Source organism: Ochrobactrum teleogrylli, from assembly GCF_006376685.1.
GTDB classification, from domain to species: Bacteria; Pseudomonadota; Alphaproteobacteria; order Rhizobiales; family Rhizobiaceae; genus Brucella; species Brucella teleogrylli.
Genome location: NZ_VEWL01000007.1, coordinates 83,365 through 102,719, shown reverse-complemented (window position 1 = coordinate 102,719; position 19,355 = coordinate 83,365). Strand labels below are relative to the sequence as shown.

The window sequence follows — 19,355 nt, the reverse complement described above, 5'->3', positions numbered from 1 at the left end:
GGTCAGAAATTGGCGCGAAGCATCAGCCACTGCTTACGGATAGCCGAAATATCGGCTGTCCGTTCTGCCGCCCTGCCGCCAAGGCGTTCAATCGCTTTCAGATAAGCTGGCACGATGGCCATCGGCAAAAATGCCGGTGCAAGGCTTTTTGGCAATTTCGCCCTTGCCTTATCGAAAATCGCCAGATGTTCCCGCGCCAGTGCCAGCATGACACTGACCACGCGCTCACAGGCCGACGGATCGTCGTTGGCAAAAAATGCTTCGCGCGTTACGCCGACCGATGCCAGCATGTCGGCTGGAACATAGAGCTGGCCGCGACGGCGATGGATCGGCAAAAGGCGCAGCAGGCCTGTCGTCGCCTGCGCAACGCCCGCGTGACCGGTGGTTTCACTCTGCGCCTGCGCGGCGTCACGATCCAGAATAAAGCCGGCTAACTGAATGATTGCCGAAGCGGTCTCACCGCAATAGCCTTCCAGATCGTTACGGCTTGGCATCGGATCGTCATAGAGATCGAAGATACGCGCCTCGCAATAATTGTCGAAAGCGGAGCGCGGAAGCTCGTATTTGTCGATTGTTTCGACCAGAGCAGCGGCAACGGGATGTGCCTCAGCGCTGCCCCTCGCCTCGCCATTGATCAGATCGCGCCACCATTGCAGACGTACTTCGCCCGGCAGCGGCTCATGAACAAGATCGCGAATGCGCGCCACTTCCGCATTGAAGGCATAGAGCGCAGCCAGCCCGCCGCGTTTATCCTCCGGCGCATAGAGCACCGACAGATAACGGTCCCGGTCAGCCTCACGAAGAAGCGCCAGGCAATGTGCCTCATTCTGGTTCATGATCGTTATTCTACTGCAATAAGCGCCGCCGCAACCGCGCGATCTTCCGCCAGCAGCACATTATAGGTCCGCACGGCAGCACCTGTGCTCATCGGATCGGATGAAATGCGATGCTCGCGCAAAACCGCGCGTACGTCTTCTGGAATACGCCGCAGATCCATTCCGGTTCCAACCAGCAGAATTTCAATATCCGAAGCCTGCTCCAGAATCAGCTCCAGATCGGCCCGCGAAAGCACCGGCGGCATTGCAGGCTTCCAGCCGTGAATACCGGAGGGCAGACACAGGATCGAACCGCGATGCGACATTTCGGCGAAACGAAACCCGCCATCGCCATAAGCATCAATGGGCGCGCGCCCCGGAAAATGCGCTTCGCGTATTTCTATTCCCTTGGCCATTCTCAGCTTTCCAGATTGAGCGACTGTGCAAGTTCGTCGCCCATTTCCTCATCCTGCTCAGGCCCGCGCGGCTTCAGTCCAAACTGAACCAGCAGCGGTGCGGCGATGAAGATCGACGAATAGCTCGCCACAATAATGCCGACGCTGAGCGCCAGCGCAAACATGCGGATATCCGCGCCGCCAAAGGCGTAAAGCGGAATATGCGCGAGGAACGTCACGAAAGACGTCAGCAAGGTACGCGACAGGGTCTGGTTGATCGAGGCATCGATGATCGCAGGCAGCGGCGCGCTGCTGTAGCGGCGCAGGTTTTCGCGAACGCGGTCATAAATCACGACCGTATCGTTCAGCGAATAGCCGATGATCGTCAGGATTGCCGCGACGCTCCACAGATTGAATTCCATGCGGAAGACAATGAACATGCCTGCGAGAATAACCACGTCATGCAGGGTCGATAGCACGGCGCCAAGCGCCAGTTGCCACCGGAACCGCACCCAGACATAGATGAAAATGCCGATTAGCGACAGGACAACGGCCAGAATACCGGCGCGCGACAGCTGTTCGGAAACCGTCGGGCCGACCACTTCCACACGCTGGAACGAATAATCCTGTTCGAACTCACCGCGCAGTTTTACAGCCACCGTCTGTTCGGCATCGTCGCCGACTTCCTGGCTGCCGATGATCACAAGCGCCGAGCGCGCTGATTTGGCGGGCAGAACGCGGGCGCTATCGATATTCAGTTCGGAGAGACGGTCCTGAATATCTTCCAGATTGGCGTCACCGCTGCGCGCCTGAAGCTCGACCATTGAGCCGCCACGGAAATCGATGCCGTAGTTGAAGCCGATATTTACAAACAGCGCCACCACGATGGCGCAGGCCAGCACGGAGATGCCGAGCGTAATGAATTGAAGGCGCATGAACGGAATATGCGTCACCGTCGGCACAAGCTTGAGACGACGCTTCGGCACTTCCTTCGGCTTTGCCGTGCGCACCCATTGGGCGATCAGCAGTCGGGTAAAAGTCAGCGTGGTGAACAGCGTCGTGCCAATACCAACCGCGACGGTCAAAGCAAAGCCATGCACCGTGCCGGAACCGAGCAGGAACAGAACCAATGCGGCAATGAGTGTTGTCAGATTGGCGTCGATGATGGTCGACAGCGCGCGGTAGAAACCGGATTCCATCGCCTGAACAACGGAATAGCCCTTGCGGCGATCTTCGCGCACGCGTTCATAGATCAGAATATTCGCATCAACCGCCATGCCGATGATCAGCACGAGACCGGCAACGCTGGCGAGGCTGATGGAAGCGCCGATCAGCGACATCACCGCAGTCAGGATGATGATATTGACTACAAGCGCCACCATCGCGATGACGCCAAGAACGCCATAGGACAGCACCATGAACAGGCCGACGAGAAGTGCGGCCAGAAGTGCAGCCGTCACGGCAGCGCTGGCATAATCCTCGCCCAGTGCCGAGGCGATGGTGCGCTCTTCAAGCACGGTCACAGCTTGCGGCAATGTGCCGGAGCGCAGGACCACGGCCATATTGTTGGCAGCCTGCAAATCGAAGGCGCCTGAAATCTGCAATTCGTTGGTATCGAGCGGCTCGCTGATCACCGGCGCAGACACGACCTGATTATCGACCACGATGGCAAAGCTCTTGCCCGTCGCATTGGCGGTCAGTTCTGCCAGACCTTTGCGGCCCGCATCGTCGAGGGTCAGGGTAATAACCGGCTCGTTATCATCGGAAGAAAGCGTTGCCTTCGCGTCGGTGATATTCGCGCCGGTGAGAACGGGCTGTTTCTTGACGAGATAACCCACCGGCGGATCGTCATAGGAATAGACGACTTCGCTGCCCACCGGGGGCGCGCCGCGAATGGCATCGTCCGGCGAAACGGAATCATCCACAGCGTGGAATGATAGATCGCCGCGAATGCTCAGAATGTCTTTCAGAAGCTGTGCATCATAAAGGCCGGGTACTTCGACGCGAATCTGGTTGCGCGCTTCGGTTTCCACAACGGGACGACCATAACCCAGTTCCTCCAGACGCTGCCGCATGATCTCGGCACTGTGTTCCAGATCGTTGCGGCCTGCATTTTGAACCTGCAGAACAAGGCGGGAGCCGCCGGAAAGATCAAGGCCGAGCGCGACCTGCTTCTTCGGCAGGAAACCGGGCAGATTCGCCAGCGTTTCACGCGAGAAAAAATTAGGGGAAGCGATGACGAAGCTGACGAGAACCGCCAACCAGATCAGGGCCGATTTCCAGCGTGAAAAATAGAGCATAGAGCAGCAATTCCGTTTCAGCTTGGCCCGTTTTGGCCTGGATAGGGCATGCCGGGGTGCGAATGCGCACCGCTCTCCGGCCTTGGGTCATGCGCACATACAAAGGTCGCGCCGACCGAATATTGCACGGGCTCCGGTTAGTGAATGCTTACCGGAGCCCGTATCATCTCAAAAAAGAGATTACTTGTTCTTATTATCGGCGACTGGTTCGCCCTTGACGCGCACATCCATCAGGGTGCTGCGCAGAACCTTGATGCGAACGCCTTCGGCGATTTCGACTTCGACTTCATTGTCGTCGACGACCTTCTGCACCTTGCCGACGATGCCGCCGCCGGTGACAACCGTATCGCCACGGCGCACTGCGTTCAGCATTTCCTGACGCTTCTTCATCTGGGTCCGCTGCGGGCGGATGATGAGGAAATACATGATGACGAAGATCAGGATGAACGGCAGAATGCTCATGAGCATGTCTGGGCCAAAAGCGCCGCCGCCAGGTGCTTGAGCGAAAGCCGGTGTTACGAACATTAGGAACTCCTCTGAAGTCTCAAAGACAATTTGTTAAGGGCATTACAATGGTTGGCGCGCCAAATGCAACCGACGATCATCCCGCCTGCGCCAAGGTCGCACACTTTTCGCCTCCGCTGTGACATGTTAAGCCGTTTGTCTACCACTAGGGGCATGAAATGACGACCGAAGACATACTCAGCCAGAAACTGGACCGTTTGATCGCCGCGCTCGAACGTATCGCACCACCAGAAGCCAAAACGCCGGACCTCGACGCCGCAGACTGTTTTGTCTGGGCGCCGGAACGATTGACGCTTGATCCGGTGAAGCGGGTTAACCGCGTGGATATCTCCCTGATCCGTGGCGTAGATTTGGTGCGCGACCAGCTTGTAGACAATACCCGCCGCTTCGCAAATGGCTATCCGGCAAACAACGTTTTGCTATGGGGCGCACGCGGCATGGGCAAATCCTCGCTGGTGAAGGCCGCGCAGGCCAGCGTTAACGCCGAACTCACGTCCCAGAAGCCGCTTAAGCTGATCGAAATCCATCGCGAGGATATCGACAGCCTGCCGACGCTGATGAACATGATCAAGGATACGGAATATCGCTTCATCCTGTTCTGCGACGACCTTTCCTTCGACCATGACGACACGTCTTATAAGTCGCTCAAAGCCGCGCTCGAAGGCGGCGTCGAGGGCCGTCCGGGCAATGTGATCTTCTATGCAACATCGAACCGCCGCCACCTCATGCCGCGAGACATGATCGACAACGAGCGTTCCACGGCGATCAACCCGTCGGAAGCGATTGAAGAAAAAGTCTCGCTGTCGGACCGCTTCGGCCTTTGGCTCGGCTTCCATAAGTGCAGCCAAGACGATTATCTCGCCATGGTTGACGGCTATGCAGACCATTTCAAACTGAACTACGACCAAGCCAAGCTTCACGCGGAAGCACTGGAATGGTCGACCACGCGCGGTAACCGCTCGGGGCGCGTGGCCTGGCAATATGTTCAGGACCTTGCTGGCCGCCTCGGCGTTGCAATGTAAGAATAGAAAAAGGCGGGCTTTTCAGCCCGCCTTTTGATTTACATCTCTCAGCGCAATCAGCTTTCCAGATATTTGGAAGGATTGACCGGCGAAGAATTCTTGCGCACTTCAAAGTGCAGCTTCGGCGACTTCGCATTGCCGCTCATGCCCGACTTGGCAATATCTTCACCACGACGAACCTTCTGGCCGCGCTGCACCAGTATCTGGCTGTTATGGCCATAGACCGTGACAAGACCGTTGTCGTGACGGATCAGAACCGTCTGACCGAATTCCTTCAGACCGTCGCCTGCATAGATGACGACGCCGTTTTCAGCGGCCTTAACAGAGGTTCCTTCCGGAACCATGATATCGATGCCATCGCTGACAGCAGTGCCTTCACGCTGACCGAAGCTCGCCAGAATACGACCGCGAACCGGCCAGCGCATCTGGGAAATACCGGTGGAAGAAGGCGCTGCGGCCTGATCCTTCTCGGCATCCTCGATCACCTTGTTGCTCGCCTGCGGCGGCGTGTAAGGCTTGACGCTTCCAGCCGCTTCCGGCGCTGCGGCAACAGCCTTGGCCGGGCTTGCGGGCTGTGGTGTTACAGCGGCAACTTGCGTTACAGCAGCAGCACCGGCTGCCGGGATCACCAGTGTCTGACCGACGCGGATTGCGCCGTTTGACAGGCCGTTGGCTTTCTTCAGATCATCAACCGGGACGTTATGCTTCTGTGCGATCGAGAACAGCGAATCGCCACTCTGGACCGTATAGCCGCCCTTTGGTGCAGGCGGCGTTGCCGTGTTCGCGCCAGCCGATGCCAGATCGGTTGCGGCAGCAGATTTCTTGCCGTTAACCGAAGGGACTGCGGGGACAACAGCTATGTTGTTGTCCGTCGGGCGCGGGGCACCCTGCCCCGGCGTTGCCGGAAGCTGGCCCAGAACCTTTTCCTTCGTGCCGTTCACGGCATTATGGGTCGTCGTGGCAGCGCTTGCCACGCGGGTCTCTGCGCCATTGACCTGATTGGCCGCCATATCGCGGGCCTGACCAACCTGGTTCTGCATCTGCGTTGATGCCGCAGCGACTGGTGCCTGAACCGACTGGCGCGCTGCGGCGACCGGTGCCGCCATCGGAGCGGAAGACACCGCAGAAGGCGCCGGAAGGGAATTGCGCTGTACCGTTCCGCTGGAAACCCGCGGGGCTGGCGCTATTGGGGCGGACGCATAAACATCGCCTGCGGGCTGTTGCGCAACGCGCTGATTGGACGTCGAACCGGTAAAGATGCCGTCTGTGAAACGCATCGTATCGGAACTGCACCCGGCTCCAAAGCCGGCAATCAGAACAATTGCGACATTCCGCAGGAGACGTTCGGACGTATGATGCAAAATTGGGAAACGCATGTTCAACTCGTCCATACTCGAAACTCAGTAAGACGATTAAAGCGCGTTAATGTTACTCGCTGGTTAAGAACGGCCCAACTTTGGAAAAAGATTCACCAATTAAACACCATAAGCCCGCATTGGCGCGCGGCCATCATCGGTGGGCACTGAAACAAATGACGGGTAGATTGGAAAATGTGAATCTTCAGAGAACCGAGGAAACGCCTTCAATAAAGGGCTGATAACGAACAGCCATCAGGTTTTCCTGCTCGAAACGGCTGCCAACCTTCGAGATTCGCGTCACGATCTGTTCGCCGTCACCGGGACCAATCGGCGTGATGAGAACCCCATGCGTTGCGAGCAGCTCCACGAAATGACGCGGCACTTCCTCGCAAGCCAGCCAGAGAATGATTCGGTCGAACGGCCCGCCCGGCATGCCATGCCGTCCATCGGCATGCTTGACCATGATGTTCTCACGCTTGAGCGAGACGAACTGCTGCAAGGCATGGTCGCAGAGTTTGCGGTAGCGCTCTACGGTCGTCACACGACCGGACAGCAATGACATGACAGCGGCGGTAAAGCCCGATCCCGTGCCGATTTCCAGCACGCGATGGCCGGGTTCCAGCTTGAGCGCGGCTAGCACACGCGCCTGATCGTCAATGCCTTCGATATATTCGCCGCAATCGAGTGGCGCCGTGCGGGTGCTATAAGCCAGATGCGACCACGCCGAAGCAAGAAAGCTCTGGCGTGGGGTTGCTTCAATGGCTGCAAAGAGGCGCGGATCATCAATGCCGCGCGCGCGCATGCGCAAGACGAAGGATGCAAATCCTTCCCGGTCCGAAAGCCTTGGCCGCTCAGACGTTGCCTGCCTCATGCTTCCCCCCGCTTCAAGCTTCAAGACCAAGCGCAGAGCTCAGTTCTGCACGAACCTTATGCGCCGTCAGGTCGAGGTGCAACGGCGTGACCGAGATGCAGTCGGAGCGGATGGCGGCCAGATCGCTGTCGTCGGCGACCGGAGCTTTGCCGCGACCGAACCGCAGCCAGAAATACGGAAAACCGCGACCGTCGCGGCGCTCGTCGAGACGCGCATCATGGCTGAGCTTGCCCTGCGCCGTCACGCGTGTGCCCTGCACTTCATCCGCACCGCAATTCGGGAAATTGAGGTTCAGCAGAACGCCTTCCGGCCAACCGGCTGCGACCAGCTTGCGGATGAGGTCTGGCGCGTGCGCTTCAGCCGTTTCCCAAGGAACGATCCGGCGGTCGCCTTCATAATCATATTCCTGCGATAGGGCGATGGAGCGAATGCCGAGCAGCGTTCCTTCCATCGCACCGGCCACGGTGCCCGAATAGGTCACGTCGTCTGCGATATTCGCACCGGAATTGACGCCGGACAGGATGAGGTCCGGCGCACCCGGCAGCACATGACGGACGCCCATGATGACGCAATCGGTCGGCGTGCCGCGCAGTGCGAAATGGGTATCGTCAATCTGGCGCAGGCGCAGCGGCTCCGACAGGGTCAGCGAATGCGCCAGACCGCTCTGGTCGGTTTCCGGCGCAACCACCCAGACATCATCCGAGAGCTGTCGTGCGATTCGCTCCAGAACTGCGAGGCCTTCAGCGTGGATACCATCATCGTTCGTCAGCAAAATTCGCACGTCTTCACTCCTGCTTTAATTATTGAGATCCTGAATCACGCAGCCTTTTCAATGCGCGTGAGGCCGCCCATGTATGGCTGCAATGCTTCAGGAATATGAATGCTGCCATCTTCCTGCTGGTAATTTTCCATGACGGCAATGAGCGCGCGACCGACAGCAACGCCAGACCCGTTGAGGGTGTGGACGAAGCGCGTGGACTTCTCGCCCTCCGGGCGATAGCGGGAATTCATGCGGCGGCCCTGGAAATCACCGCAGACCGAGCAGCTGGAGATTTCGCGATAGGTGTTCTGACCTGGAAGCCAGACCTCGATATCGTAGGTCTTCTGCGCGCCAAAGCCCATATCGCCGGTGCACAGCACGACGGTGCGGAACGGCAGTCCAAGACGCTTCAGCACTTCTTCAGCGCAAGCCGTCATGCGCTCATGTTCGGCAATCGAGCTTTCTGCATCGGTGATCGACACCATTTCCACTTTCAGGAACTGGTGCTGGCGCAACATGCCGCGCGTATCGCGCCCGGCGGAACCGGCTTCCGAACGGAAGCAAGGCGTCAGAGCGGTGTAGCGCTGCGGAAGGGTCTTCACATCGACGATTTCGTCGGCGACCAGATTGGTCAGCGGCACTTCCGCCGTCGGAATCAGCCAGCGGCCATCCGTGGTGCGGAACAGGTCTTCCGAGAATTTCGGCAGCTGGCCGGTGCCATAAACGGCCTCATCGCGCACCATCAAAGGCGGCATGGTTTCGGTGTAGCCATGCTGCGTCGTGTGGAGGTCGAGCATGAACTGACCAAGCGCACGCTCAAGACGCGCCAGACCGCCCTTCAGAATCGTGAAGCGCGCACCGGCGATTTTCGCGGCGCGTTCGAAATCCATCATGCCGAGCGCTTCGCCCAGCTCATAATGCTCCTTCGGCTGGAAGGAGAAATTGCGCTGATTGCCGACGCGGCGAACTTCGACATTGTCGGCTTCGTCCTTGCCAAGCGGCACATCGCCAAGCGGAACATTCGGTATTGTCGACAGCGCGTCGTTCAATTCCTTGACCAGCCGACGCTCTTCTTCCTCAGCGTGAGCGAGGAAATTCTTGAGCTCGTTTACTTCCGCTTTCAGCTTATCGGCGGTGGCGGTGTCTTTTTCAGCCATCGCCTTGCCGATTTCCTTCGAAGCGGCATTGCGACGTTCCTGTGCGGCCTGAACCTTGCCGACATTTTCGCGGCGCTTTTCGTCGAGCGCGATCAGTTCGGACGAGAGCGGCCCTGCCCCGCGCTTTGCAAGCGCCTTATCGAGGTCTTCAGGGTTTTCGCGAATCCATTTGATGTCGAGCATGGGAAAAGCCGTTTCGTGAAATTTGAGTACAAGCGGGCCGCAAAAGCTGCGGCCCGCGGAAATCGTAGTCTACGATCAGGAGGAAGAAGCGTCGTTTTCAGCTTCTTTTGCGTTCTCTGCTTCGTCGCGTTTCTTCTCGATCATACGAGCCACGATAATGGAAATCTCGTAGAGAAGGATCGTCGGCAAGGCAAGACCGATCTGGCTCGCCGGATCGGGCGGCGTCAGAACGGCGGCCACGACGAAGGCGATCACAATCGCATATTTACGCTTGTCTTTGAGGCCCGCCGAAGTCACCAGACCAACACGCGCCATGAGGCTGGTGATGACCGGCAACTGGAAAACCAGACCGAAAGCGAAAATGAGCGTCATGATGAGGCTCAGATATTCCGAGACCTTCGGCAGAAGCGAAATCTGCACTTCCCCCGCGCCGCCCGTCTGCTGCATGGCCAGGAAGAACCACATCACCATCGGGGTGAAGAAGAAATAAACGAGCGCGCCGCCCAGCAGGAACAGAAGCGGCGATGCAATGAGGAATGGCAGGAACGCCATACGCTCGTGCTTATAAAGCCCCGGCGCTACAAACTTGTAGATCTGCGCTGCGATGATCGGGAATGCGAGCACAATACCGCCGAACATCGCCACCTTCACCTGCGTGAAGAAGAACTCCTGCGGTGCGGTATAGATCAGCTCGGCCTTGGAGCGGTCCATGCCTGCCCAGTCGATGGCCCATTGATAAGGCACCACAAGCAGATTGAAGAGATGCTTTGCGAAGGCAAAGCAGAACACGAATGCCACGAAAAATGCCAGGATTGCCCAAATGAGGCGGCGGCGCAGTTCGATCAGGTGTTCAAGCAAAGGTGCAGCACTCTGCTCGATTTCATCCTCGTCACGGGTCACGCTTTGGTTCCTGTCTTCTTGGTGGTCTTTTTGGCAGGAGCAACCGCCTTATCGGCGGCTGGCTTTGCTGTATCCGCCGCTTTCTTTGCCGCGGATTTCACCGCAGCCGGTTTTGCAGCAGGCTTTTTGACAGCAGCAGGTTTCGCGACCGCAGGCTTTGCCGTCTCGGCCTTGGCCTTTGTCACCTTCGGTGCCGCTGGCGCAGCTTTTGCCGCCGTTTTGCGGGGCGCCCGCGCAGCCTTGGCAGGCTTTTCCGGGGCAGTGTCTGCCTGAACCGGCGCAGATACAGGAACAGGCGCGCCGCTCAAATCGACCGGTGTGGTCACTTCCGCAACCTTGTCAGGCGTCGCAGGCGACATGGAGGTCGAGGATTTGATGCTCGATTTCAGGTCTTCGCCTGCACTTCGAATCGGATCGAAAACCTGCGTCAGCTTGGAGCGCGGATCGAGCTTGCGTGTTTCGTCGATGATATTCTTGACGTCTTCCAGTTCCGCCTCTTTCAAGGCTTCGTTGAACTGGTTGCGAAACTCGTTGGCTGTCGCGCGCATGCGCGCCGTCGCCTTACCGAAGGCTCTAAGCATCTTCGGCAAATCCTTGGGGCCGACGACAACGATCATCACGATCGCAATGACCAGCAATTCAGACCAACCGACATCGAGCATTTTATACCCCGCGCAATGCGCGCGTGTCCCGTCTTTCGGCGGAAAACCGCACTTTTACAGATGACAAACATGCTGCGTATCCATCGCGATACGCAGCATTCTTGATCCGATAGATCAGGACTTGGTGGTTTTCTTGACGGTGTTGACGGTTTCTTCCGCCTTGGCGTCGATCGTGCGACCGTCATCCCCAGCGTCCTTGGCAGCGTCTTCGTCGTTCATGCCCTGCTTGAAGTTCTTGATGCCCTTGGCAACATCGCCCATCAGCTCGGGAATCTTGCCGCGGCCAAAAAGAAGCAGCACAACCGCCAGAACGATCAGCCAGTGCCAGATGGAAAAGCTACCCATTTCATTCCTCTCATCGCTGCTTAAACGCAGCCTGTTCCTGCAATCTCGATAGTGATTTAAGCGCTTTCAAGCAATCTTTCAAACGGAAGTATAGCTGTGAAGGCAGATGTGACGATTTTATTCGTCGCATGTGTCCTCTTTATGTGCAGCGAATTGTGGATCATGACGAGATTGGGCCTATTTCACCCTTTAGGAGCCAGCAGGCCGAGGCCTTCAAGATCGATATCCTCGAGCGGCTCTTCTTCGTCGGTCAGCTCATCCGGATCGATATTCGGCACCGGAACAGCAAAGCTTGAAGGCATGCGGGCGGAAAGAAGCCCTGCCCCGCGCAATTCTTCCAGACCCGGAAGATCGCGGATTTCCGGCAACCCGAAGTGGTCGAGAAACGATTCCGTCGTGCCATAGGTGACCGGACGGCCCGGCGTGCGGCGACGCCCGCGCAGCTTGATCCAGCCGGTTTCCATCAACACGTCCAGCGTGCCTTTCGACGTTTCGACACCGCGAATATCTTCGAGTTCAGCGCGCGTGACCGGCTGGTGATACGCAATGATCGCCAGCACTTCCATTGCAGCTCGCGACAGTTTGCGCTGCTGCACCGCCTCACGGCTCATCAGGAAAGCGAGATCGGGCGCGGTACGGAACGCCCAGGCCGCACCGACCTGCACCAGATGCACACCACGCGACTCATAGACTTTCTGGAGATGCTGCAAGATCGGAGCAAGCTCGGCTCTTGGCGGCAAGCGTTCCTGAAGGGCGCGCTCCGACACTGGTTCGGCGGAAGCAAAAATGATCGCCTCGACGATGCGCGCCAGATCGGCCAGTCCATTTGCCGGAAGCTGTGCTTCCTCAAATTCATCATCCATCTCGAATTCCGCCAGCGGGCGTTCGGCCTCAGACATCCTCGTCCTCGTCAAATTCGCTTAAACCGGGCTTGGCCCGCATATAAATCGGCTCGAACGGCGCATTCTGGCGAACTTCAAGCTTGCCTTCACGCACCAGTTCCAGACTGGCGGCAAAGGAGCTTGCGAGCGCCGACGCCCTTTCCTGCGGCGACAGCGCATAGTCGATGAGAAAACGGTCGAGCGAAATCCAGTCGCCGATATCGCCACCCATCAGGCGCACCAATGCGACACGGGCTTCTTTCAACGACCAGACGGCACGCTTGGTAATCTGCACATTCGTCACGGCTTGCCGCTGCCTTTGGGAAGCGTAAGCCGTCAGAAGATCGTATAGCGAGGCAGAAAACTGGCTGGCGCGATCGACCATCACCACTTCCGGCATGCCGCGCGCGAAGACATCGCGCCCCAGCCGGCTGCGATTGACCAAAGCGGCTGCGGCATCGCGCATTGCCTCCAGCCGTTTCAGGCGAAATTGCAAGGATGCCGCAAGTTCTTCGCCGGTCTCGCCATCATCTCCTTGCTGCTTTGGAATCAGCAGCTTGGATTTCAGATAAGCGAGCCACGCCGCCATCACGAGATAATCGGCGGCCAGCTCCAGCCGGAACGCCCGGGCCTGCTCCACGAATTCGAGATATTGCTCGGCCAGCGCCAGAACGGAAATACGCGCCAGATCAACACGCTGGTTGCGCGCCAGATGTAGCAGAAGATCGAGCGGACCTTCAAAGCCCTGCACGTCGATCTGCAAGGAAGGCTCGCTTTGAGCCCGTTCGGCATCGCTTTGCCACAGCGAATCCATCGGCACGAGCGTGCCGTCTTTTCCGTCCGTGTTCGTTCCTGATGCCGCCAAGCCGCTTGCCTCTCGATGCGCAGTCGTCAATCACGCTGCCCGGACAAGCCGGGCAACGCATCTTTGCAGTTTACCAAGTTTTAACGATTACGCTATCGCTTCGAACATACCATTGAATTCTGCGCGCAGTTCATCTTCATCCGAAAGGTCCGGATCACCGGCGTAGACTTCGGCCAGATCAGCGCGACGCTTCGACTTGCCTTCAAGGACCGGCACGCGGGCGGCGACCTGAACCAGTTCCTCCATCACGCCTGCGCAATAAAGCACGATATCGCAGCCTGCTCCGGTGATGCCCCCAGCGATATCGCCAAGTTCACCGGAGAGCGCTTTCATCGAAATATCGTCGCTCATGATGAGGCCATCGAACTCAATCACCTGACGGATGATTGTGTTGATCACGGTCGGCGACAGGGTCGATGGACGCTGCGGATCGAGTGCGTCGAATACGACATGCGCCGTCATCGCCATCGGTAGATCATTCAACGCCTTGAACGGCACGAAATCATGCGCCAGCAATTCGCTCAATGGCGCGTTCACCCGGGCCAGTTCCTTATGCGTATCCGCAAAGGCGCGGCCATGGCCCGGCATATGCTTCATGACCGGCAATACGCCGCCCGCCAGCAAGCCCTCGGCAGCGGCACGGCCCAATTCAGCCACCGCATGCGGATTCTTGGAATAAGCGCGGGCGCCGATCACATCATTTGCGCCCTCGACGGGGACATCGAGCACCGGCAGGCAGTCGGAGGTGACGCCAACCTTCAAAAGATCGAAGGCGTGCAGACGCGCATGCAGCCATGCGGCGCGCAGGCCCGCTTCGCGGTCACGCGTATAGATCGCTCCAATCTCTCCAGCAGAGGGATAGTTCTGCACAAGCGGCGGACGCAGGCGCTGCACGCGCCCGCCTTCCTGATCTATGAAAACCGGCGTCTGATCGCGCCCCGTCACCTCGCGCATATGCGCGGTCAGTTCGGCAACCTGTTCAAGACTTTCGACATTGCGCGCGAACAAGATAAAGCCCCAAGGCCTCTCATCGCGGAAAAAGGCAACTTCATCCGGTGTAAGTTTTGTCCCCGAAACACCGGCAATCCAGGCCTTGCACTGTTTCATGCGAATATCCCTCGTCTTTTCCGCAAATTAGAAATTTGTTCTAACGAAAATTCCATGCACTTGATAGTGCATATGAAAAGGGCGGCCTCAAGCCGCCCTGTTCCTGTCTATTCCCGTGGCTTACCGCGTTACAAGGCAGCTGCCCCCAGCCGACTTCAACCGTCCGCAGAGCGCGTTGGCATCGTCACGCGAACCCGCCTGAACGCGGACACGGTAGTAGGTGCCCTTGCCCGGAATGTCGGCGCGCTTGATATCCACGCCGCGTCCGCCGATCACATTGGCGTATTTCTGCGCCATGTTGGAATAGGACTTCTGCGCCAGTTCGGCAGAAGGCTGTGATGCGATCTGGATGAAATATCCACCGGCACCGGCTGCCGATGCAACCTGCTGATTGGCCGCCCGAGCAGCAGCGGCAGGCGCTTGTGTCTGCGTGCGCTGCGGAACATTGCCCACGATATTGACCGGCTGTTCAGCCGGGCGCGACGGGACAACCGGAGCGCGAGCTGGAAGGCGCGGCGTTTCTGCAACCGGCGCCTGAGCAACAGGGGCTGGCGCGGCGGGCTGCGGGGCAGGCGCCGAAGCTTCCGGCACGGAATTGCCCGAAGCAATTGCCGCGATTTCGTCACCACCCACCGGAGCGGAAGGCTGTTCCGAAGGCTGGGGGGTGTTGTTGGCCGTCTGCGGTGCGGGCGATTCCGGCTGCATGATCGTGCCATCGGGGCGAACGATCATCGTTTCAACTTCACGCGGCTGGATCAAAGGCGCATTTTCCTGCGCGTTCTGATTACCGGTATTGGCCTGACTGTTTTCAGCCGACGAATCCGGCGTATCGGTCATGGCTTCATTGTCGTCCGTGCCGGAAATATCAACCGGCTCCTCGCCTGAGGTGATCAGTGATTTCTGTTCCGGATTGTTCGGCAAAGTGCCTGCCACACGGTCATAGACCGCCTTGTCCTGGTTCGGCACCGTTGCACCGCCTGGGTTTTCCGGCTGCATCTTGATCGGCTGCGTGTCGGCACGAATGACGACCGGCTCTTCCGAGCCGCCGCCCATGAAGTGATATCCGATACCGCCGAGCAACACGACTGCACCGGCAACACTTGCCAGAATCAGGCCGCGACGACCGCGTACCGGACGGTTGCGATAGGCTTCCGACGCCTTGCCAAGATCGTCTTCCGGCTGCATGGCGGCACGCGCGCCATAGTCACCACCTTCAACGGTCTGTGCGCCCTGAGCAGCCCAGTGATTGTAGAAATCATCCTCGCTGCCAGCTTGCTCGCCTGCACTGTACTGGCCAGTCTGGCGCGGCTGCGCCCGGCCATAGGAGGCAGCGGATGCGGCAACGGCAGCACCAAGTCCCGCCGCGGTAGCACCTGCGGCAACACCGGCGTTCGGCAGATAGCTGGATGCGCTTTCGCGGAAAATATCCTCAAAGGCTTTGTCGGCTTCGCTCTGCGCTTCCGATGGGGTGTTCAGCTCATCGACGCCAACCGTATTGAAGACCTCGGCAAATTCAGCTTCGAGATCACCAAGACCGGCAGCGGTTTCCTCTTCACCGTAATTGACTTCCGGCAGATCCAGCGAATGGGTCTGCTCGACCTTGTTTTCGGCAACGCTCAGCGTTTCCACATCCGGTGCGGGTGCGCTGGCAGCCTGCTGCGCGCTGGCAAAATGCGGCATCGATGTGGACGGACGATAATCCTCGTCCGACAGCACCGCATGCGCATAGGCGGGCGCGGCTGCACTGTTTTCAACGCCGCCCAGATCAAGATCGTCTTCGTTGAAGAAATCATCACCGCCAAGCAGTTCTTCATCGGTCGCCTTGAGCGGTTCCGATTCGGAATAATCACCCGAAGGCTCGAAACCGAAATCGTCTTCGGTCAGGCTCAGCTCATCAAGGTCGGATAGATCGTCATCGGTGCCTTCCGCTGCGGTCGCTGCGGAGAAAGCTGGTGCGTCGAAGGAGAAATCATCATCGAACGAAAAATCGTCGTCTTGCGCTGCAACTTCGTTCGAAGCTTGTTCCGAACCCGTGAAGGCGGCGTAAGGCGCTTCCGCCTGACCAACCGGCTGCGCTGCCGTCACTGGCATTTGCGCAGCAATGCCTGAAGCAAAGTTGCCACGGGTGTAATAGGGATAACCGGATGGCTCCGTGCGCGCGACAGCTTCGTGCACCGGCGCGGCAGCTACCGGCTGATGCGGTTCTTCAAAGGTCTGCTCATCCAGTTGCAGTTCGTCGAGCTCGAGATCGTCAAATGCAGGCCCGGCTGCTTCCTCGCCCGCATAGGCGTGATCCGGCGCGGACGCGTAAGACACGGCCTGTTCCGGCTCGTGAGCTGGGGTCTGCGGAGCATAGGATACCGGCTCCGGCTGGTAGCCATAAGCGCTGTCGTTTGCGGATTGGGGCTGTGGCTCATCACCGAACAGCAGGTTTTCCAGTTCGTCCTCAAGCGACAAGGACTGATGCGCAGGCTCGACATCATAAGACGGCGTAGCAGGCTCAACGGCCTGCACTTCCCAGTCGCGGCTTTGCGCGGTCTGGGTCAAATAGGATTCTTCGTGCGGCTCGATAGCCGGCTGATAAATCGTCGGATCATATGCACCGGCTTCGGTCGCATGGCTTCCACGCGCACTATCCAGCGATTCGCGATTATCATAGGCCGAGTTCTGCGCCGCATAAGGATCGCCATACGAATCGCGGGCGCTCGAATAATCGGCATAATCGAACTGCTGAACGGGTTCAGTCCGTTCGATATCTTCGAAGTCGTCCAGTTCAGGCGCAAGAACGGATGCACCGCTATCCAGATGCAGGTCGAGTTCTTCCTCAAGCGCCGAAGCAAGTTCGTCTTCATGCACCAGCGGTTCGGCACCGCGATAATACTGCGCGCTGTAGCGCTGCTCCTGAGCGGCCTCGGCCTCGGGCTCCACAGGCTGGCTCTGGCTGGCCGCCGGTGCGTAATCGTCGAAGTCGCCGAGAAGCTCGCGCTCAAGGTCAAGCGACGCATCGAAGTCAGGCTCCGCTCGCTCACGCGCCAGTTCATCTTGCGATCGGCGCTCGTTCCAAGCGGAATGATCACCTTGAGGCGCGCCAAAGTCCACGATTCGCGACAGTTCCATCAGCGGATCGTCTTCGTGCAGCGGACGCTCGCCGTAATTACGGGGATTTGCACTGCTGTCCGTCATGGTGTGTTCCTAACTCAAACCCTGGACGCCGCAAGACGTCACCTTACATTGCTTATTAGCGAGGCAATGTGGGCAAAAGTTGACGGTAGTTTCCTGCACCGAAAGACCAGAACGGGATAAACCAACACCTTCGGTTCATCCCGGTCCTTTCTCGTTAGACTTAATCGTCTGCACCCGAAAGCTTCGTTTGACTTAACGAACCCTCGATCAGTCGATCAGTCCTAGCGCATTTCCGTCGGAGCATCAGCCCCGATGATCGTCAAACCTGACGTCAGCACATCGGAAACAACCTGTACCAGCCCTAGCCTGGCTAATGACAAGTCTGGATCGTTAACCTTAATAAAACGTAAGTCCGGGTTCTCTGTGCCCTTATTCCATTGCGAATGGAACGCGCTGGCAAGATCAAACAGGTAAAAAGCCAGACGATGCGGCTCCTGATGGATCGCCGCTGCTTCGATCAAACGCGGATATTCTGCAAGCTTGCGGATGAGTGCGATTTCGCTCTCGTCGGTCAGCTTGTCGAACTGGGCGGCCATCGCCACACGATCCAGATCAGCGAGACCCAGCTGGTCGGCAGCCTGACGGAAAACCGAGTGCGAACGCGCCGATGCATACTGCACGTAGAACACCGGATTGTCCTTGGACTGTTCCGTCACCTTCGCGAAATCGAAATCGAGCGAGGCATCGTTTTTCCGGTAAAGCATCATGAAACGCACCGGATCACGGCCCACTTCGTCCACGACATCACGCAGGGTGATGAATTCGCCCGAACGCTTCGACATGCGCACCGGTTCGCCGTTACGGTAGAGTTTCACCAACTGGCAGATCAGCGCCGTGAGCTTTGCCTTGCCGTCGGAAACAGCACGCGCGACAGCTTCAAGACGCTTCACATAGCCGCCATGATCGGCGCCCAGCACATAGATCATCTCTTTGAAGCCGCGGTCGTATTTGTCCTTGAAATAGGCAACGTCCGCCGCAAAATAGGTGAAGGAACCGTCAGACTTCATCAGCGGACGATCGATATCGTCACCCACTTCGGTCGAGCGGAACAGGGTCTGTTCGCGGTCTTCCCAATCTTCCGGCAACTGGCCCTTCGGGGGCGGAATCTTGCCCTTATAGACGTGGCCCTTCAACGTCAGATCGTTGATCGCATTGCGAATCGCCCGCGCATGGTCGGCATGCAACTGGCGTTCGGAATAGAACACATCATGATGGACGTTCAACGCTTCGAGATCGGCGCGGATCATCGCCATCATGGCATTGATCGTGGTTTCCTTGACGATAGCCAGTGCTTCCGTCTCCGGCATTTCCAGAAGCTTGGTGCCATATTCCTTGGCAAGCGCCTGCCCCACCGGCACGAGATAATCGCCCGGATAGAGACCTGCTGGAATTTCACCGATGATTTCGCCCAGCGCTTCGCGATAACGCAACATGACGGAGTTTGCGAGCACGTCGATCTGCGAGCCCGCATCGTTGATGTAATATTCCTTGACGACGTCGTAGCCCGCAAATTTCAGCAGGTTGGCCAAAACGTCGCCGACAACGGCGCCACGGCAATGACCGACATGCATCGGGCCGGTCGGGTTGGCCGATACATATTCGACATTAACCTTATTGCCTGCGCCAAGCTTGGACCGACCAAAATCCGTGCCTTCATTGAGCATCGCGGCAAGCTCGCGCTGCCAGTAGCTGGCCTTCAGACGCAGATTGATGAAGCCCGGACCGGCAACATCGACTGTTTCAACATCCTCGTCGTTCTTCAAGGCTTCGGCGATACGCACCGCAAGTTCGCGCGGGTTCTGCCCCACGGCCTTGGAAAGAACCATGGCCGCATTGGTCGCGATATCGCCATGGGTCGCATCGCGCGGCGGCTCGACACCCACGCGCGAAAGATCGAGTTCACCGCCATCTTTCGGTTTCAGATCAATATCTTGCAACGTCTTTTTGATACGTGCGTCGAAATCTGCGAAGATATTCATGGTCTGTCCTGTCAGGCTGTCGTCCGGTGTCGTGATTTGCGTATTCC

17 protein-coding genes are annotated in these 19,355 nt (G+C 58.1%); 1 reads left to right on the top strand and 16 read right to left on the bottom strand.

The window, feature by feature from the left end; all coding sequences use genetic code 11:
* Positions 1 to 2: 2 nt before the first annotated feature.
* The 4 genes from FIC94_RS12895 to yajC form a co-directional block, all read right to left on the bottom strand.
* Positions 3 to 836: a phytoene/squalene synthase family protein gene (locus FIC94_RS12895; RefSeq protein ID WP_140025131.1), complete on the bottom strand. Its 834-nt coding sequence runs from the start codon at positions 834 to 836 to the stop codon at positions 3 to 5.
* Between the two features lie 5 nt (positions 837 to 841).
* Complete coding sequence (locus FIC94_RS12890) at positions 842 to 1,231, bottom strand: Mth938-like domain-containing protein (RefSeq protein WP_109368870.1); 390 nt, start codon at positions 1,229 to 1,231, stop codon at positions 842 to 844.
* Positions 1,232 to 1,233: 2 nt separating this feature from the next.
* A complete protein-coding gene (gene secDF, locus FIC94_RS12885) occupies positions 1,234 to 3,510 on the bottom strand; it encodes a protein translocase subunit SecDF (protein WP_109368869.1) in 2,277 nt (758 codons plus the stop codon).
* A 180-nt stretch (positions 3,511 to 3,690) separates the two neighbouring features.
* Positions 3,691 to 4,035: a preprotein translocase subunit YajC gene (gene yajC, locus FIC94_RS12880; RefSeq protein WP_109368868.1), complete on the bottom strand. Its 345-nt coding sequence runs from the start codon at positions 4,033 to 4,035 to the stop codon at positions 3,691 to 3,693.
* Between the two features lie 158 nt (positions 4,036 to 4,193).
* Here yajC and FIC94_RS12875 point away from each other — a divergent pair, with 158 nt between their 5' ends.
* A complete protein-coding gene (locus FIC94_RS12875) occupies positions 4,194 to 5,057 on the top strand; it encodes an ATP-binding protein (protein WP_140025130.1) in 864 nt (287 codons plus the stop codon).
* Positions 5,058 to 5,113: 56 nt separating this feature from the next.
* On the opposite strand, the gene dipM is transcribed toward FIC94_RS12875, so the two are convergent.
* The 12 genes from dipM to argS all read right to left on the bottom strand — a co-directional run bounded on the left by dipM (position 5,114) and on the right by argS (position 19,308).
* Positions 5,114 to 6,448 carry a cell division endopeptidase DipM gene (gene dipM / locus FIC94_RS12870; RefSeq protein ID WP_140025129.1) on the bottom strand — a complete coding sequence of 445 codons (1,335 nt, stop codon included), beginning with the start codon at positions 6,446 to 6,448 and terminating at the stop codon, positions 5,114 to 5,116.
* A gap of 169 nt (positions 6,449 to 6,617) precedes the next feature.
* Positions 6,618 to 7,286 (bottom strand): protein-L-isoaspartate(D-aspartate) O-methyltransferase, encoded by a 669-nt coding sequence (locus FIC94_RS12865; RefSeq protein WP_109368865.1) that lies wholly within the window; start codon positions 7,284 to 7,286, stop codon positions 6,618 to 6,620.
* Positions 7,287 to 7,299: 13 nt separating this feature from the next.
* Positions 7,300 to 8,067 (bottom strand): 5'/3'-nucleotidase SurE, encoded by a 768-nt coding sequence (gene surE, locus FIC94_RS12860; RefSeq protein ID WP_121535976.1) that lies wholly within the window; start codon positions 8,065 to 8,067, stop codon positions 7,300 to 7,302.
* A 35-nt stretch (positions 8,068 to 8,102) separates the two neighbouring features.
* On the bottom strand, positions 8,103 to 9,386 hold the full coding sequence (serS, locus tag FIC94_RS12855) for a serine--tRNA ligase (RefSeq protein WP_140025128.1): 1,284 nt from the start codon (positions 9,384 to 9,386) through the stop codon (positions 8,103 to 8,105).
* A 75-nt stretch (positions 9,387 to 9,461) separates the two neighbouring features.
* A complete protein-coding gene (gene tatC / locus FIC94_RS12850; protein WP_109368862.1) occupies positions 9,462 to 10,286 on the bottom strand; it encodes a twin-arginine translocase subunit TatC in 825 nt (274 codons plus the stop codon).
* On the bottom strand, positions 10,283 to 10,948 hold the full coding sequence (gene tatB / locus FIC94_RS12845; RefSeq protein ID WP_140025127.1) for a Sec-independent protein translocase protein TatB: 666 nt from the start codon (positions 10,946 to 10,948) through the stop codon (positions 10,283 to 10,285). Before tatB ends, tatC begins: the two co-directional genes overlap by 4 nt.
* A gap of 114 nt (positions 10,949 to 11,062) precedes the next feature.
* A complete protein-coding gene (locus FIC94_RS12840) occupies positions 11,063 to 11,293 on the bottom strand; it encodes a twin-arginine translocase TatA/TatE family subunit (RefSeq protein ID WP_109368860.1) in 231 nt (76 codons plus the stop codon).
* Positions 11,294 to 11,475: 182 nt separating this feature from the next.
* Entirely contained in the window at positions 11,476 to 12,192 is a 717-nt protein-coding gene (gene scpB / locus FIC94_RS12835; protein ID WP_140025126.1) for an SMC-Scp complex subunit ScpB, read from the bottom strand.
* Positions 12,185 to 13,039, bottom strand: a complete 855-nt coding sequence (locus FIC94_RS12830; RefSeq protein WP_140025125.1) for a segregation and condensation protein A — start codon at positions 13,037 to 13,039, stop codon at positions 12,185 to 12,187. The genes scpB and FIC94_RS12830 overlap by 8 nt, the downstream gene beginning before the upstream one ends.
* A gap of 87 nt (positions 13,040 to 13,126) precedes the next feature.
* Positions 13,127 to 14,146, bottom strand: coding sequence for a beta-N-acetylhexosaminidase (gene nagZ, locus FIC94_RS12825; protein WP_109368857.1), 1,020 nt, complete (start codon positions 14,144 to 14,146; stop codon positions 13,127 to 13,129).
* Between the two features lie 120 nt (positions 14,147 to 14,266).
* On the bottom strand, positions 14,267 to 17,329 hold the full coding sequence (locus FIC94_RS12820) for an SPOR domain-containing protein (RefSeq protein WP_140025124.1): 3,063 nt from the start codon (positions 17,327 to 17,329) through the stop codon (positions 14,267 to 14,269).
* A 221-nt stretch (positions 17,330 to 17,550) separates the two neighbouring features.
* Positions 17,551 to 19,308 carry an arginine--tRNA ligase gene (argS, locus tag FIC94_RS12815; RefSeq protein ID WP_140025123.1) on the bottom strand — a complete coding sequence of 586 codons (1,758 nt, stop codon included), beginning with the start codon at positions 19,306 to 19,308 and terminating at the stop codon, positions 17,551 to 17,553.
* Positions 19,309 to 19,355 lie beyond the last annotated feature (47 nt).